This window comes from Trichormus sp. NMC-1, assembly GCF_001858025.1.
Lineage (GTDB): Bacteria > Cyanobacteriota > Cyanobacteriia > Cyanobacteriales > Nostocaceae > Anabaena.
Window position 1 is genome coordinate 589,992 of record NZ_LZQD01000001.1, and the last position, 14,997, is coordinate 604,988.

The 14,997-nt window shown below is 41.2% G+C and carries 12 protein-coding genes; 5 read left to right on the top strand and 7 right to left on the bottom strand.

The features are described 5' to 3' along the window. Positions 1-101 precede the first annotated feature (101 nt). Positions 102-1,307 carry a response regulator gene (locus A9Y75_RS02610; RefSeq protein ID WP_071187942.1) on the bottom strand — a complete coding sequence of 402 codons (1,206 nt, stop codon included), beginning with the start codon at positions 1,305-1,307 and terminating at the stop codon, positions 102-104. Positions 1,308-1,930: 623 nt separating this feature from the next. On the opposite strand from A9Y75_RS02610, the gene hmpF reads away from it, so the two are divergent. Then, positions 1,931-3,691 carry a pilus motility taxis protein HmpF gene (hmpF, locus tag A9Y75_RS02615; RefSeq protein ID WP_071187944.1) on the top strand — a complete coding sequence of 587 codons (1,761 nt, stop codon included), beginning with the start codon at positions 1,931-1,933 and terminating at the stop codon, positions 3,689-3,691. Positions 3,692-3,762: 71 nt separating this feature from the next. Here hmpF and tilS read toward each other — a convergent pair whose 3' ends face one another. The 6 genes from tilS to A9Y75_RS02645 all read right to left on the bottom strand — a co-directional run bounded on the left by tilS (position 3,763) and on the right by A9Y75_RS02645 (position 9,732). Beyond that, the gene (gene tilS, locus A9Y75_RS02620; RefSeq protein WP_071188797.1) at positions 3,763-4,758 is read right to left on the bottom strand and encodes a tRNA lysidine(34) synthetase TilS; all 996 of its coding nucleotides are present in this window, start codon (positions 4,756-4,758) and stop codon (positions 3,763-3,765) included. 57 nt (positions 4,759-4,815) lie between these two features. Further along, entirely contained in the window at positions 4,816-5,082 is a 267-nt protein-coding gene (locus A9Y75_RS02625) for a type II toxin-antitoxin system ParD family antitoxin (protein ID WP_071187945.1), read from the bottom strand. 150 nt (positions 5,083-5,232) lie between these two features. Beyond that, positions 5,233-6,291: a LuxR C-terminal-related transcriptional regulator gene (locus A9Y75_RS02630; protein WP_236721308.1), complete on the bottom strand. Its 1,059-nt coding sequence runs from the start codon at positions 6,289-6,291 to the stop codon at positions 5,233-5,235. Positions 6,292-7,033: 742 nt separating this feature from the next. Further along, positions 7,034-7,894, bottom strand: a complete 861-nt coding sequence (locus A9Y75_RS02635; protein ID WP_071187949.1) for a metal ABC transporter permease — start codon at positions 7,892-7,894, stop codon at positions 7,034-7,036. Beyond that, a complete protein-coding gene (locus tag A9Y75_RS02640; RefSeq protein WP_071187951.1) occupies positions 7,894-8,670 on the bottom strand; it encodes a metal ABC transporter ATP-binding protein in 777 nt (258 codons plus the stop codon). Before A9Y75_RS02640 ends, A9Y75_RS02635 begins: the two co-directional genes overlap by 1 nt. A 78-nt stretch (positions 8,671-8,748) precedes the next feature. Then, entirely contained in the window at positions 8,749-9,732 is a 984-nt protein-coding gene (locus A9Y75_RS02645) for a metal ABC transporter substrate-binding protein (protein WP_071187952.1), read from the bottom strand. Between the two features lie 671 nt (positions 9,733-10,403). On the opposite strand from A9Y75_RS02645, the gene topA reads away from it, so the two are divergent. From topA to aroQ, 4 genes are all read left to right on the top strand, one after another. After that, positions 10,404-13,052 (top strand): type I DNA topoisomerase, encoded by a 2,649-nt coding sequence (gene topA, locus A9Y75_RS02650; RefSeq protein ID WP_071187954.1) that lies wholly within the window; start codon positions 10,404-10,406, stop codon positions 13,050-13,052. 56 nt (positions 13,053-13,108) lie between these two features. Then, positions 13,109-13,309, top strand: a complete 201-nt coding sequence (locus A9Y75_RS29275) for a hypothetical protein (protein WP_236721309.1) — start codon at positions 13,109-13,111, stop codon at positions 13,307-13,309. Between the two features lie 1,012 nt (positions 13,310-14,321). Further along, positions 14,322-14,459 carry a hypothetical protein gene (locus tag A9Y75_RS28160; protein ID WP_177176081.1) on the top strand — a complete coding sequence of 46 codons (138 nt, stop codon included), beginning with the start codon at positions 14,322-14,324 and terminating at the stop codon, positions 14,457-14,459. Beyond that, positions 14,437-14,937 (top strand): type II 3-dehydroquinate dehydratase, encoded by a 501-nt coding sequence (aroQ, locus tag A9Y75_RS02660; protein WP_071187956.1) that lies wholly within the window; start codon positions 14,437-14,439, stop codon positions 14,935-14,937. The genes A9Y75_RS28160 and aroQ overlap by 23 nt, the downstream gene beginning before the upstream one ends. Positions 14,938-14,997: the final 60 nt, after the last annotated feature.

Consider the following 14,997-nt stretch of genomic DNA (forward strand, 5'->3'; position numbering starts at 1 on the left):
GCACTAATTTACTGAATCTGGATGTTTTACTGGGGTTAGCTGATTCTGTGATAACATTTTTTACCCTATGTTTGAGCAAATCCACAAGTCTTGTATTCTGTTTATATTCCCACAACAGAATCTATGTTGATATATTTTTCTACCAGCATCAGTAATTCAGTGTCTACAAAAGGCTTTGTTAAATAATCTGTAGCTCCAATCATCCTAGCTCTGACGCGATCAATAAATCCTTCTTTTCCCGTCAGCATGATAATTGGTACCAGCCGAAATGCTCTAGAATGTCGCAGCATGGCACAAATCTCATATCCGTCTAATTCCGGCATGGCAATGTCGCATAAAATTAAATCCGGTTTAAGTTGAAACACTAAGCTCAAAGCTTCTAAAGGTTTGGTGATAGAAATCGCTTCATACCCTTGTGGTTTCAAGATTGACTCTATAGTTTCGCAGATTGCGATCGCATCTTCAATACAAACTATCCGCTTTTTGCGTTTGTCTACTTGCTCCCAAGTTTCAATTTTGACATTATGGCTGGAGGTGGCTGAATATACTAATTGCAACCAACCTTGTTGTACGTAAGGATATATGGCTTTGGCAACGGTTAATATATCACGGTTGAGATAGCGAGCCAGTTGACGTAGGGAGGTTTTCCCATCTGCCCAATGTTGTAATTTATTCACTGTTGATGCTGGTAGTGAGTCATTCAATCTAGCTATGTCAGCTAGAACTGGTAACTGTTCTGGTGATTGAATATGTGGATATAGCTGCTTCCACTCTTGCACCTGCTTTGTAATTTTTGTGACTAGAATAGTAATTTCCAAGCTAGTTAATTGGGGAACAAGTGCTGTACCTAAATCAAAAATGAAACTACCCTGGTGTAAACTCAGTAGATCAAATAGTGTCTCATGCACTAACCCATGAATGATATTCCGCGCTACTTTTGGGGTGATAATATTATGTTCCAAGAGCGCCCAGAGATAAGCATACTCCGGAGAATTTGTTGATTCTAGGGTAGCAAGTTGTATGTTATTAAGTCGCTTATCGATTCGGTAATGACGTAAGTAATCATCAATCCGAGATAAACTACTTTCCCCAGCTTGACAATAAACTATTTGACCGTTTAAGAAAAATACAAACCAAGACTGTGGTTTGCTCTCCCAGGAAGGACGATGTTGGGAAATATCTTCTTCGCTCAGTTTATGACTTTGGTAAGAACTGTGAGCTTCTACCCACAACTGGCCAGTTCGTTGTCCTAACTCGATCAGTTGTAAGATACTGCAAATATCAATCTCGCTTAAATTTCCTTGCATTTAGCTAAAAAGCACTCCTTGGCATCTAGTTAAGAATACTTGATTAATTATGAATCAGCGTTTATCTATCAACTATCAGCATTCTGCAATCATTTGGTATATGACGTTTACTTCGTGATAGACTCAAACTTGTTTGAATCGTGCTACAGCTATTAGGCATAATTCTTTTTCGTTTCAAGTTTATACGCATACATGAACGCATAAACGCAGAATTTCATTTGTAGCTTTAATCGAGTGAATTGATATAAGCTCACTGCTTAACGCTGACAATTGTGAAGTTCAGCTTTTTCATGTTTCCAGTAGGCAAATGAGGTATTATACTGGCAAGACTATTCTTTATATCAGCATTTGGGCAAGCCAAAGATAAAGCTTTTGTGAGCGATATTTGACAAAGTTAGTGATCTTACGGTAGTCATAATCACTATCATGAATACAGGATATAAAAGATGCGACTTAACCGCGTCTACCAAATATCAAGATATATCAAGATGTGAAATATCACTTCCATAAGTAGTTTTGTCTATCTTGTGCTGCTAAACTTAGGTTAAACAAAACAATTTAACAGAATAATCTCAGGTATATCCCAAAACCCGGACGTAAAGTGCATCAAAAGGACTAACGGTGTGCTGTATTTAGCAGAAGTACAAAAGCAGAAAGGCGGCTTACTCGGTGGGGGTTCCAAAACGGAACTAAAACTACTGGCCTGTCAACGAAGCGACCAGAATTGGAGTACTGTGTCTGAGGAAACTATTGCTTATGAGGATGGAAATAAATTAAATGATGGCGGACTGGTACTAGTAGAACTGAGTCCGAATCGTCAGGTACAGCGGATTCAAGAGGCTGGCCGCCCCCTAGTGAACATTTTGCAGAATTTTTCCCGTCAAGTGGAAAAATTTAAGCTCAAAGAAGATGAAATTGACCAGTGGAAGCAGTCACTGATGTTTCAAGTCCAAGAGCTAAATCGCCGAGAAATGGAGATGGAATCGCGCTTGGAAGAAGTTGAACAACTGGAAAATGATGTTCAACGTTTAGAAACACAAAAACAGGAGGTTGATACCAACCGTGAGCAAATTGAACAGTTGCGGGCAGAACTGGAACGGAATCGGCAGGAACTAGAAGGCGCTTGGGAGCATCTCCGGGGAGAGCAGCGTCGTCTTGATGAGAGCAAAGTAGATACCCAACAAGGAACATTTTTGGATGCAGGGCAAAGTCAGATAATTACTGATTTACTTGAGCGCTTGTCTAATGGTGTTAGTTCTACTGGAACACTACAAGAAAATCTCAATTTTGCCTTTGAACTCGTAGAACAGCAACAAGCAGTTCTGAACCCACATTGGCAACAACTAGAGTTGCAACGCGGTTTAGCTCAACAACAACAAGGGAAAGTTGAACAATTGTCACGCACTTTGCGCGATCGCCAAACTGAACTTCAACAAGTACAAAATTCTTGGGAGCAACAAATCAGTCAGTTAAAACTATCTACGGCAACACTTGACAACAAACAAGAATTTGCGGCCATACTCAAAGAACAGTTGCAAAACCAAGAAAATTTATACCAACAAACCCATGCCTTGGTAGCAACAGTTGGTAATGTGGTTTTTGGACAGCAAGTTGATGTGGAAACTTTGCAAAAAATGCCCCTTGAAGAACTGCAAAAAATTGTCCAGGACTTGCAGGATAAATTAGAAATCGATTCTAGTTTCGTTCAAGATCAAGAACAAGAACTAAATTACAAACAAGAAGCTATAGAAGAACTGCAAACAAAGATCCAACAGGCATCTGGGGAAGATTTAAAAAATTTAGAACTAGAATTAGGAGATGAAACTGTCCTCTCCCAAATGCTCAATGAGAGTTTGGTAGGACAACGCCGCAATTTACTAGAGCGGCAGCAAACTCTCTCTCAACACCAAACTATACTGCAACAACGACAAGGACAGACTGTTGTCAATTCTCCTGGGGATAACACAATTAATTTAGGGTCAATTCTTTTGCAAATTGATAGCCAACGACAACAACAGTCCCAAGAAGTGCAGAAGCTAGAAAGTGAGATTTCGCAGTTGCTTGTAGATATGGAGATGATACAGGGAGCAATTGGTAATCAAACCGATGATCTAGAGGAAAAGCGCCAAGAACTCAAAACGATAGAAGAACAATTACTCAATTTGCAAACAGCAACGGCTGAATGCTGGGCTAAGGTAAATCTCTATCAAGAAGCGCTACAGCCAATTCAAGATATCTTGGATGGATTACGGGATCGCCTGCAAGCAATTGCGGATTCTTTAACTCACGTTCAAGAAAGTGGTGATTCTCATCTTCAGACTATTACTGAAATGCGTCAGACTATCCAGAGTTTAATTAATCTGTCGGAAGTAGCCGCATCTTAGTGGGTTGTATTCAGTCGGGGTTTCCATCCCTGTCTGAATGCTCTTCCCGCGTCTCCACGTCCCCGTGTTCTTCATCTTTGCTGGTGGATACAAATATAGTCACCTTGTACGATCGCTATCACACCACCAGGAAAAGGATCAGTTTGGGAACGGTTGGAGGCGGTAATTAAAGCCGTTAATTTCTCGATATGTTCAAAGTTGGGAGCATCAGGAAGTATTTCTTGCAGTACCTGACGCATGACACGGCGTTGTATTGCTAAGGGTGCTGTTTTTAATATTTGCCGATTTAGCCTCAAGGAATGGTTTAAATGATTATTTATCTTTTCCTCCATCGCATCTTGTCGCAATTTGTGGGCTGCTTGTTCTAAATATTCCACTTCTGCTTGTAACAGTTCGGCTGTTTGAGCTAAATTTAACTCTACTTTGGGGTTGAAATTTGTTTGTAAATATGGTAATAATTCCTGGCGAATCCGATTTCGCGCATATTTAAAATCTTGATTTGTCGAATCTTGCCAAATTGGTAAATTAAACTCTTGGCAAAATTGCTCTGTTTGGGAACGAGTAATTTCTAATAATGGACGTATTAACCTAATGTTATCAGTAAGTGGACGTTGCCAAGTCAGGGCTTGTAAACCGTCAGCACCAGTACCACGGATTAAGTTGTAAAGAAGAGTTTCCGCGCGATCGCTTGCAGTGTGTCCGGTAATAACATATTGATAATTATGAAGTTGGGCAATTTTAGTTAAAGCTTGATAGCGCCAATTTCTAGCTGTAGCTTCAGTATTTATCGGTTCATTAGCCGTTTCTAAATAAAAAGGTGTTTCCCAAAATTTAGCTAGATTTTCGACATGGTGAGCATTCGCTTGGGAGTCTTCACGCCAACAATGATCACAGTGAGCAATACCTAAATCCCATTGCCATTTGGGTTGTAAATCTAATAATAATTTAATTAAACATAGAGAATCTTGTCCACCAGATACAGCCACTAATAGCCGTTGTTTATGTTCAAATAGACGACGTGCGCGGATGGTGCGGTGTATTTGGGCGTGTAGAGGAGTCCATGTCATAAAGAAGGGAAGAGGGAAGAGGGAAGAGGGAATAGTAAACAGACAAATATTATTCATCTAAATTTCTTTTTCCCGATGCATTTGTAACTTTTGTTGTAATTGCTGAAAAACCGCTTCACCATCAACAACTTCTCCAGATTCCGAAGCTGCTACACCAATCATAATTTCCCGTTGTAATTCGGCAAATCTACCTTGATAAATAGTTTGCTGTAATTCTAATAACTTAATAGCGGTAATAATCAAATCTTCAATAGAAGAATATTTACCACTTTCTACCTGACTTTGAATAAACTGTTCAAGTTGTGGAGTTAAAATTAAATTCATAATTTTCCAATTACTCAACTATATTTAATATTACACCTTACCGAATTTGTTGAAACTCTCCATTAGATACTTTAACAAGAATTGTTGTACAGATTTAGCAATGCGGTAGAGGTTTAGCATTCCTAAACCCCTACAGACTGCTGCTGTAAATCACATAGTTGAAGATTTCAGAGTTCTTATAGCATAAAGCTTCCATGCTTCTAACTCTGGTAATTTCCAAGGTACTTTGTTAACTTGCTGATCATGAGAATAATACTCAATAAACTGTCTCCATGATGCTAGAGAGCTTTGCTGATCTCCCTCCGCTTCTTGAACTTGTGCTAATAGACAATAAGCTGGAGCATAATCACTTTCTAATTCTAGACAGATGAGTAAATGTTGTTTTGCTTGCTCGTAAGCATCTTGCTGAAAATATGCCCAACCAAGATTTTTGTGCAATGCAATTTTGACTGTGTTATCTTTCACCCTTGACAAAATTGGTTCAATAATTTCTACAGCATCAGCGCTATTTCCTTGGAGAATTTCCAAACGAGCTAAGTTATTCACAGCAGCATCAGCAGCGCGATTATTATATCTAATTGCAATTTGATAGTGTTCAAAAGCACCGCTCAAATTGTCTAATCTTTCATAAGCTGCTCCCAAATTATAGTGAGCAAAACCATAGCTTGGGTTAAATGCAACAGCTAATTCTAGATAAGCTACAGCACTGGGAAAATCATAGTTGAGGTACTTTTTATGCCCTATTTCATTGAGAGATTTAGCAATTTGTTTCCTTTCTTGCTCATTGAATTTAATGCGACTTAGTACTTTCTTTAAATCCTCTAGGATATGCTTGCTAACAGATAACAAGCGCAAGATAGATTCACTAATATTTACGTCTTCTTCATCTACCGATTCTCCTCCTGTTTCTTCTTTTCTAAATTTAGGTTCACGATCTGTTACTAACTCAGGTTTGTGTTGAGCAAACAGCGCAACTAGCTCTGAGCGTTTGTAGCGACGACTATCAGAAGGTTCATTATTCAGTCCAAATTCGTAACATATTCTTTCCACATATTTTCTGACAGATGCTTCTCCAATATTCATAGCTTCAGCTATATCAGCGTCCGTTTCGCCAGCTAGTATCTTTTGCAACACTTCTTTGCGTCGATCTGTCAGTTTGTTGAAAATGTGTTCAAACTCTGGTTGATTCATCCTTAGTTTTAATTGCATCAGTAATTATTGAGTTCACGGTTGTGACTATTTTACAGCAAGTCAACACCAATTACTCTCTATCACTATTAGGAGTTAGACAAGTGTGATACTTGTATAAGTTTTATAAAATATAAATCCGTGTTCTGGGGTTGACACCTGTAAGCAAATATGTCACATTTATTGCCAATACAAAGTCACAAAAAGCCTTATCGAAGTTGTTGTGACATAAATACGTTCATTAGTAACAAAAAAGATCAACTGATTGGGTGCGTTTAGAAATACAGCACTTCCCGATGTTATGAGGTACAAGAACCCCACCCCCAACCCAATACTTGTCGGTTAAGCTCAAAAAAATGAAATTACGTAGGTTGGGTTGAGGCACGAAACCCAACATTTACAGGCATTTGTTGGGTTTCACTTTGTTCAACCCAACCTACAAAAATCCTTAACCGAACAGTATTGACCCCCAACCCCCTAAGAGCAAGCGATGAGGGGGCTAAGATGTACCTCATAAGAGCGGAAACCGCTGTAAGTGGTAATCAAGTAAGAGTAGTACATACAACAAGAACAACCAATTGGTTGACTCAGTTTTCTAAATAGTGGGATCATCCTGTCAGAAAATTCGATTCTTTTAGAGTTTATCCAAGCCGCATTATTAACTATAACTAACTAATACCAATTTAACTAATTTAGGAGCTTTAAGTCCCCCGTTTCTATAAGCAACAAGTATGTTATGCGGGGTCTAAATCTCCGTTACGAATTACGAATTACGAATTACCTTCTGTTTTTTGGCTCTAACTAATAAACCATGCTTGGGTGCAAATATCATCGCTGTAACAAATAATGAAGTTTGCAACACCACAATACAACCGCCAGTTGCACCATCAATGTAATAGCTAATGTAAGTTCCCATCACACTCGAAAATACTCCAGAAGCCATAGAAATTAGCATCATATGATCAAAGCAATCTGTTAATAAATAAGCAGTTGCGCCGGGTGTCACCAGCATCGCTACAACCAGAATAATCCCCACAGTTTGTAGTCCAGCGACAGCAGTTAAAGATAGTAAAGATAGCAAAATATAGTAGAGCGCTCCTGTATTTAAGCCTATGGAACGGGCATGGGTGGGGTCAAAACAAAATAATAAAAGGTCTTTGCGTAGAATAGCAATCGCTACCAAAGTAATGACGCTAATAATTACAGTCTGAATAATATCTGATTGAGAAATACCCAGAACATTACCAAACAAGATGTGTGTCAAATCTACGCTGCTTGGTGTTTTAGAAACTAGCACTAAACCCAAGGCAAAAAAACCAGTAAACACCAATCCAATGACCGTATCTTCCTTAATTCTTGTCTTTGACTTGATAAAACCAATAGCAATAACTGAACCTACGCCAAACACAAACGCACCAATAGCAAAAGGTATTTTCAATATATAAGCAATCACCACCCCAGGCATCACCGCGTGGGAAACTGCATCCCCCATTAATGCCCAACCTTTCAGGGTCATGTAACATGATAGAACTGAACAAACAACTCCAACTAAGGCACTAATAAGAATTGCCTTAACCATAAATTCATTTTGCAAAGGTACAGTAAACCACTGTAGTAATTCCATTAGATTTCCTCCTGATTTTCACGACTTAAAAGGCTTTTACTAAACGTCAAGTCACCCAAGGAACCACCAAAGGTGCGAGACAAATTTTCTGCTGTGAAAACTTCAGAAGTATTGCCGTAAGCTAAGATAGTCCGATTGATCAAAACGACTTGGTTACAGAAGGTGGTAATTGATGCCAAATCATGGGTAGAAACCAAAATTGTATGACCTTGTTCTCGTAATTCTAGTAATAGGTCAATCATGGCTTTTTCTGTTTTGATATCTACCCCTGTGAATGGTTCATCTAGTAATAGGATGGTTCCCTGTTGTGCTAAAGCACGCGCAAAAAAGGCACGTTTCTTTTGTCCACCGGAGAGTTCTCCAATTTGGCGATCGCGCATTTCCCACATTTGCACTCTCTCCAAACTTTCCCTCACCACCTGTTTATCCAAAGCTTGGGGAATTCTAAGTATATTCATATAGCCATAACGCCCCATCATCACCACATCGTGAACACTCACCGGGAAATTCCAGTCTACCTCTTCTGACTGTGGCACATAGGCCACCAAGTTATTTTTTTGTACCATTCTGATGGGTAAGCCATTAATTAACACTCTTCCTGTTGTTGGCTTGACAAACCCCATAATTGCTTTGAACAGCGTTGATTTCCCGCTACCATTCATTCCCACCAATCCACAAATTGAACTGGCGTTGAGTTGGACTGAAGCACCATGCAGAGCCACCTTGCCATGATAGGCAACTGTCATATTTTCAACATCAATACTGATTGAGTTCATAGTCACTTGTTATTTGTGATTGTGCAGAGACGCGAAATTTTTATTCCCTACTAAAAACCTTAACTCACTTCCCTATTTCTAATTTCCCTGTAAACCTTGAATTAAAGTGTTTACGTTATATTCAAGTAACTTGAGATAAGTTGATGCTGGCCCATCTGCTGGAGAGAGAGAATCTACATAGAACACTCCACCGAACTTTGCACCTGTAGTATTAGCAACTTCTCTTTGGGCTTTATCATTTACCGTACTTTCGCAGAAAATGGTAGGTATTTTATTTGCCTTAACAGTGTTAATCACCTTTTCCACCTGTTTAGGAGTGGCTTGTTGTTCTGAATTTACCGCCCAAAGATAAACTTCTTTCAAACCGTAGTCGCGGGCAATGTAGGAAAAAGCACCCTCGCAACTGACTATGTAGCGTTGATCTTGAGGAATAATTGACAAGTCTTTTCGCAATTTTTGGTCAATTGCCTTAATCTTCTGGCTGTATGCTTGAGCATTAGCATTGTAAGTATCTGCATTTGCTGGTTCTAAATCTACCAGTGCTTTGCGAATATTTTCCACATAAATCACAGCATTTTGTGGTGACATCCAAGCATGAGGATTTGGTTTACCTTTGTAAGCATTCTCCGCAATTTCCACAGGTGTGATGCCAGCACTCAGAGTAATGTGAGGAACTTTGGGAACGCTGTTGTAATATTTCTCTGCCCACCGTTCTAAACCCAGACCATTATCCAAGATGAGGTCAACTTTTTTCGCCCTAACTAAATCGCTAGGTGTCGGTTCATAACCGTGAATTTCTGCTCCCGGTTTAACAATTGATTCCACAATCGCCTTGTCACCCGCTACATTTTGTACCATGTCTGCAATCACGGTGAAAGTTGTGAGAATGACCTTTTTCTCTTTTTTCGCAGGATTCACAGCATTGGTAGCCTTTGGCGTAGCAGTTACCTGGGACTGGTCAGTAGGAGCGGTAAGACTGCATCCACTTAGCCAAAAACTTAATAATAGCCCAGATGCAACAGCCGATAGCCTGGCATGAAAACTGTTGAAAGTTATATTCATTTAGTAATTTTCATAATTTTCTCATTTTTTAACTTTAACATAGGGCGCATAATCACAGATATGTTTCTGGTTAGAGGTTTTCTTAAAAATTTATGGCGAATATAATAGAGCCTCCGGCTCTCGTAAGGCATACGCTATTACACAAGCAAAGTCTAACGAAAAATTAGGGTTTTCAAACCTGCGTAGGTGTGTATCTTTATCATCACCCAAGTTAGACTTTTCAAACATCCCTTTTACCCAAATTTTCCCCAAGAGATAACGAAGCGCTCAGAAGCGATCGCAGTTTAGTTTGTTTAGTTAAATTTAAGAGAACTATCCTTGACCTTGCTCCACAGATAGTCAGGTAAATTAGAATTTCTAATTGCTCAGAACCCCCACTCCTCAAAGATAACAGGTATAGCAGTGTGACAGTTGCTGTATGTTTTTACAACTTTAGTCGCCAATTATGCGTTAGATAAGTTAAAGATTGAAATATCTGACAATTCACACTCGACCATTTCCGCCCCTGTTTCCTGGGAAGGACTAAACCTGAAGTTGAGCAGATTTTCCCCCTAACGGGCAGTTGTGAGGATTAGATCACCACCTAAGGGTGACGTTTCATCTTGACATTTCGCCAAAATTATCTCAACTTGACTGTTTAGCTTCACAGCTATTCTTTTTTTAAAATTTCCATGTCAACTCTCGTCATCGTCGAATCTCCGACCAAAGCTCGTACCATTCGCAACTACCTGCCAAAAGACTATCGGGTAGAAGCTTCAATGGGTCATGTGCGTGACCTCCCGCAGTCGGCTAGTGAAATTCCCGCCGCCGTCAAAGGGGAAAAATGGGCGCAGCTTGGGGTGAATATAGACGCGGACTTTGAACCGGTCTATGTCGTCCCCAAGGATAAAAAGAAAATTGTCACCCAGCTTAAAGAAGCCCTCAAAGGTGTTGATGAATTAATTCTGGCAACGGACGAAGACCGGGAAGGTGAAAGCATCAGTTGGCATTTATACCAATTGCTGAAGCCAAAAGTGCCGACTAAGCGAATGGTGTTCCACGAAATTACCCAAGATGCCATCAAAAAGGCTTTGAAAAATTGCCGTACCATTGATGAACAGTTGGTTCGCGCCCAAGAAACCCGGCGAATTTTAGATCGATTGGTAGGATATACCCTATCTCCCCTGCTATGGAAAAAAATCGCCTGGGGTTTATCCGCAGGACGAGTACAGTCTGTAGCCGTGTGTTTATTGGTAACAAAGGAACGCCAACGCCGTGCTTTCCATGAGGGTACATATTGGGATTTAAAAGCCAGCTTGCTACAGGAAAAAACCGCCTTTAGCGCCCAATTGGTAACGCTAGGAGGCACGAAAGTTGCCACAGGCAGCGATTTTGATCCCGCCACGGGAAAAATTACCGCTGGGCGCAATGTAGTATTGCTGACGGAAGAACAAGCAGAAGCTCTCAAAGAACGACTGACAGGTAAAACCTGGAATGTCAACGACATTGAAGAACGCCCAGTTACCCGCAAACCCGCCCCACCCTTTACCACTTCGACGCTGCAACAAGAATCTAACCGCAAATTGCGCCTTTCGGCACGAGACACCATGCGGGTTGCCCAAAATTTGTACGAGCAAGGGTATATTACCTATATGCGTACAGATTCAGTGCATTTGTCAGATCAAGCGATCGCAGCTGCTCGGAGTTGTGTAGAAGAAAAATATGGCAAACAGTACCTCAGCCCCCAACCTCGGCAATACACCACCAAATCCAAAGGCGCACAAGAAGCACACGAAGCCATTCGCCCCGCAGGTAGCAGTTTCCGCACCCCCCAAGAAACCGGGTTAGGCGGCAGAGAATTTGCGGTATATGACTTAATTTGGAAGCGCACCGTTGCTTGTCAAATGGCTGACTCTCGCCAAACCCAAATTACTGTTCAGTTACAAGTTGAAGATGCTGGTTTTCGTTCCTCTGGAAAGCGCATTGATTTTCCTGGATACTTACGGGCATACGTCGAAGGTTCCGATGATCCCGAAGCCGCATTAGAAGACCAAGAAGTAATTTTACCGCCCTTAAAAGTTGGGGATCATCCAACTTGTACAGAACTAGAAGCAGTGGGACATGAAACCCAACCCCCAGCTAGGTACACCGAAGCCAGTCTAGTCAAAACCTTAGAAAGTGAAGGTATTGGTCGTCCTAGTACCTACGCCAGCATCATTGGCACTATCATCGACAAAGGTTATGCCCAGTTGGTCAGTAATGCCTTGATTCCCACCTTCACCGCTTTTGCTGTCACTGACTTACTAGAGAAACATTTCCCTGATATTGTTGATCCCAGCTTTACCTCCAAAATGGAGCAAACCCTAGATGACATCTCCACAGGAGAAGCCAAATGGCTACCCTACTTGCAGAAATTTTATCTGGGTGAGAAAGGTTTAGAAACTCTGGTCAGGGAACAAGAAAGTCAAATTGATGCCACTATTGCTAGAACCGTAATATTAGAAAATTTAGATGCTAAAGTCCGTATTGGTAAATATGGCCCTTACATCGAAGTAGAAAATGGTGAGGGTGTTGTCACCGCTTCCATTCCCAAAGACCTCACACCCGCAGACCTCGACCCCAAACAGGTAGAAGTTCTACTGCGACAAAAAATCACCGGTCCCGACCAAGTGGGACGGCATCCTGAAACTGGTGAACCGATTTATGTTAAAATTGGTACTTACGGTCCCTATGTCCAGTTAGGGGATAAAACCGACGAAAACCCCAAACCGAAACAAGCTTCCTTACCTAAAGGTGTCACCCATGAAAATGTCACCCTCGATATGGCTGTGGGTCTTTTGGCACTACCCCGAACCTTGGGAGTCCACCCGGTCACTGGTGGTAAAATTCAAGCTAGTTTGGGACGATTTGGCCCTTACGTTGTTCATGACCAGGGGAAAGAGGGAAAAGATTACCGCTCCCTCAAAGCTGCTGACAATGTATTGACAATTTCCCTAGAACGTGCAATTGAGTTATTGTCTGAACCGAAAAAGGGACGCGCTTCTAGCAGTAGCAAATCCAAAGCAGCTATACGCGAACTGGGTACACATCCAGAGGACGATTCGCCCATAAATATCTATGATGGACCTTATGGCCCTTACATTAAGCACGGCAAAACTAATGTGAGTATTCCTGAAGGTCAGACAGTAGAAACAGTGACGCTGTCAACAGCCCTGGATTTGCTGCAAGCTAAAGCATCTACCAAATCTACTCGCAAGACCAGTAAATCAACGAATTCTAAAACTAAGTCAACTACCAAGTCATCAACAACGGGTGGGAAAAAGAAAGACACCTCAAGTTAGGAAATCTTGACTGGGGACTGGGGAAATACAGACACGGTGACGCTCCAGATGGGGAGATGGGGAGATGGGGAGATGGGGAGATGGGGAGATGGGGAGATGGGGAGATGGGGAGATGGGGAGATGGGGAGATGGGGAGATGGGGAGATGGGGAGATGGGGAGATGGGGAGATGGGGAGATGGGGAGATGGGGAGATGGGGAGATGGGGAGATGGGGAGATGGGGAGATGGGGAGATGGGGAGATGGGGAGACGCGGTGAGAAAGAGAGATTGTCTTATGGCAGTCAACTCTTTCCCAGTATCCCCGTTTCTTCTTTTCCCATATCTCCGTGTCTCTTTACTCTTTCCCCGCGTCCCCGTGTCCCCGTGTCCCCGTGTCTTCTTCAAGCGCGCCAGCAATAAATTTGATTTTGCTCAACTACTCACTAATTACCTCTGAATATTCTGTCTGTTTGAATACTTATTATTATAAAACCGCACGGTAACAGGGGGACGGGTCGAGTTTTTTTGAGCAGCAATTAGCCGTAGTTGATATTAATCCCATCGCTAACAGGATGTGGTAGTCTAAGAATAAGGTTTGTAAACAGTAACAATCAACTTACTCAAATCTCACTAATTCTTTCCAGAACATCTGTGTAGACAGCATACTTAGGTAAGTGTTATGATCAGGAAACCGAACACAAAGGTTAACAGCTAGTTAGTGTTTTACTAACAAAAGCTAAAAGATGCTCACATTGAATCAACATTTATCTCTACAGTTCGACAGGCTCACTGACCACTCGTTGACAGAAAAAATTGAGACAGCACAGAGAAAAATGCTATTATTGATGGGTATTTTAGGTGATAACCAAACCTAAATACACAAATAGTAGGATGAGATACACCCAAACAATCAAGCCTGTAGACTAGACAGTGCCTACACTTCTAGGAGTTCAGTGAGCGTAGTCGAACTGGTGAAGCAGGAAAAAAAGCTGGCTCTTGTTAGCATTAGTTAGCTTTTTGTATCGGAAACCTACTCCCCGATTTACGCCTGTGGACAATCAAGAGACGAATCCCTTGGGGAAAACAGGAAGCAAACCTTTTGGAGTCTCATGAGTAGATTTAGAGTAAATTTTATATAACGGAAAACAAAAAACCAAACTTTAGAATTGGCTTATGCCTTAAATACGCGAGTGTGTCAGCCACGTTAGAAACCAAAGGTGGGACAAAACACCAGTTTCTACAACGAAAGTTAATTAAAATTGAGGTAGTATCTCAGGAGCGGTCAGTTCAATGGACTATATAGAAAAGGTACTGGAAAAGCTGAAGGAATTAGCCAGGAAGCTAATTGAAGCATTGGTAGGGCCAGAAGCACAAGCAGAACCGGAACTGATTCCGATTCCTGTAAATGAACGGTCACGCCGTCGCTAATAACCTCAAGGTTTTGGAGTTGACGTTGACACCTTTAAGTATTTTAGTACTGCACGGGCCAAACCTGAATTTACTAGGACAGCGAGAACCGGGAATTTACGGTTCTCTAACCCTAGAGGATATTAATCGCCTGTTAGAAGCAGAAGGACTCAAGTTACAGGCGAAAATTACGACTTTACAGTCAAATCATGAAGGAGTTTTGCTAGACACGATTCACGGGGCGTTAGGGCAATATCAGGGTATTGTGATTAATGCCGGAGCATATACCCACACAAGTATAGCTTTGCGAGATGCGATCGCTGCTGTAAACTTACCTACAGTAGAAGTACACCTGAGTAATATTTACCGCCGAGAAGATTTTCGACATCATTCTTATATCGCCCCAGTAGTAATTGGTCAAATTAGTGGTTTTGGTGTCCAAAGTTATTTGTTGGGTTTACAAGCACTAGTGCAGCATCTGAGAAAAGATAGCTTTTAACAGTGTGTTGTAGATTTTAGTTTTTGGACTAAATGCTGAAATATAAAATCCAAAATCTAA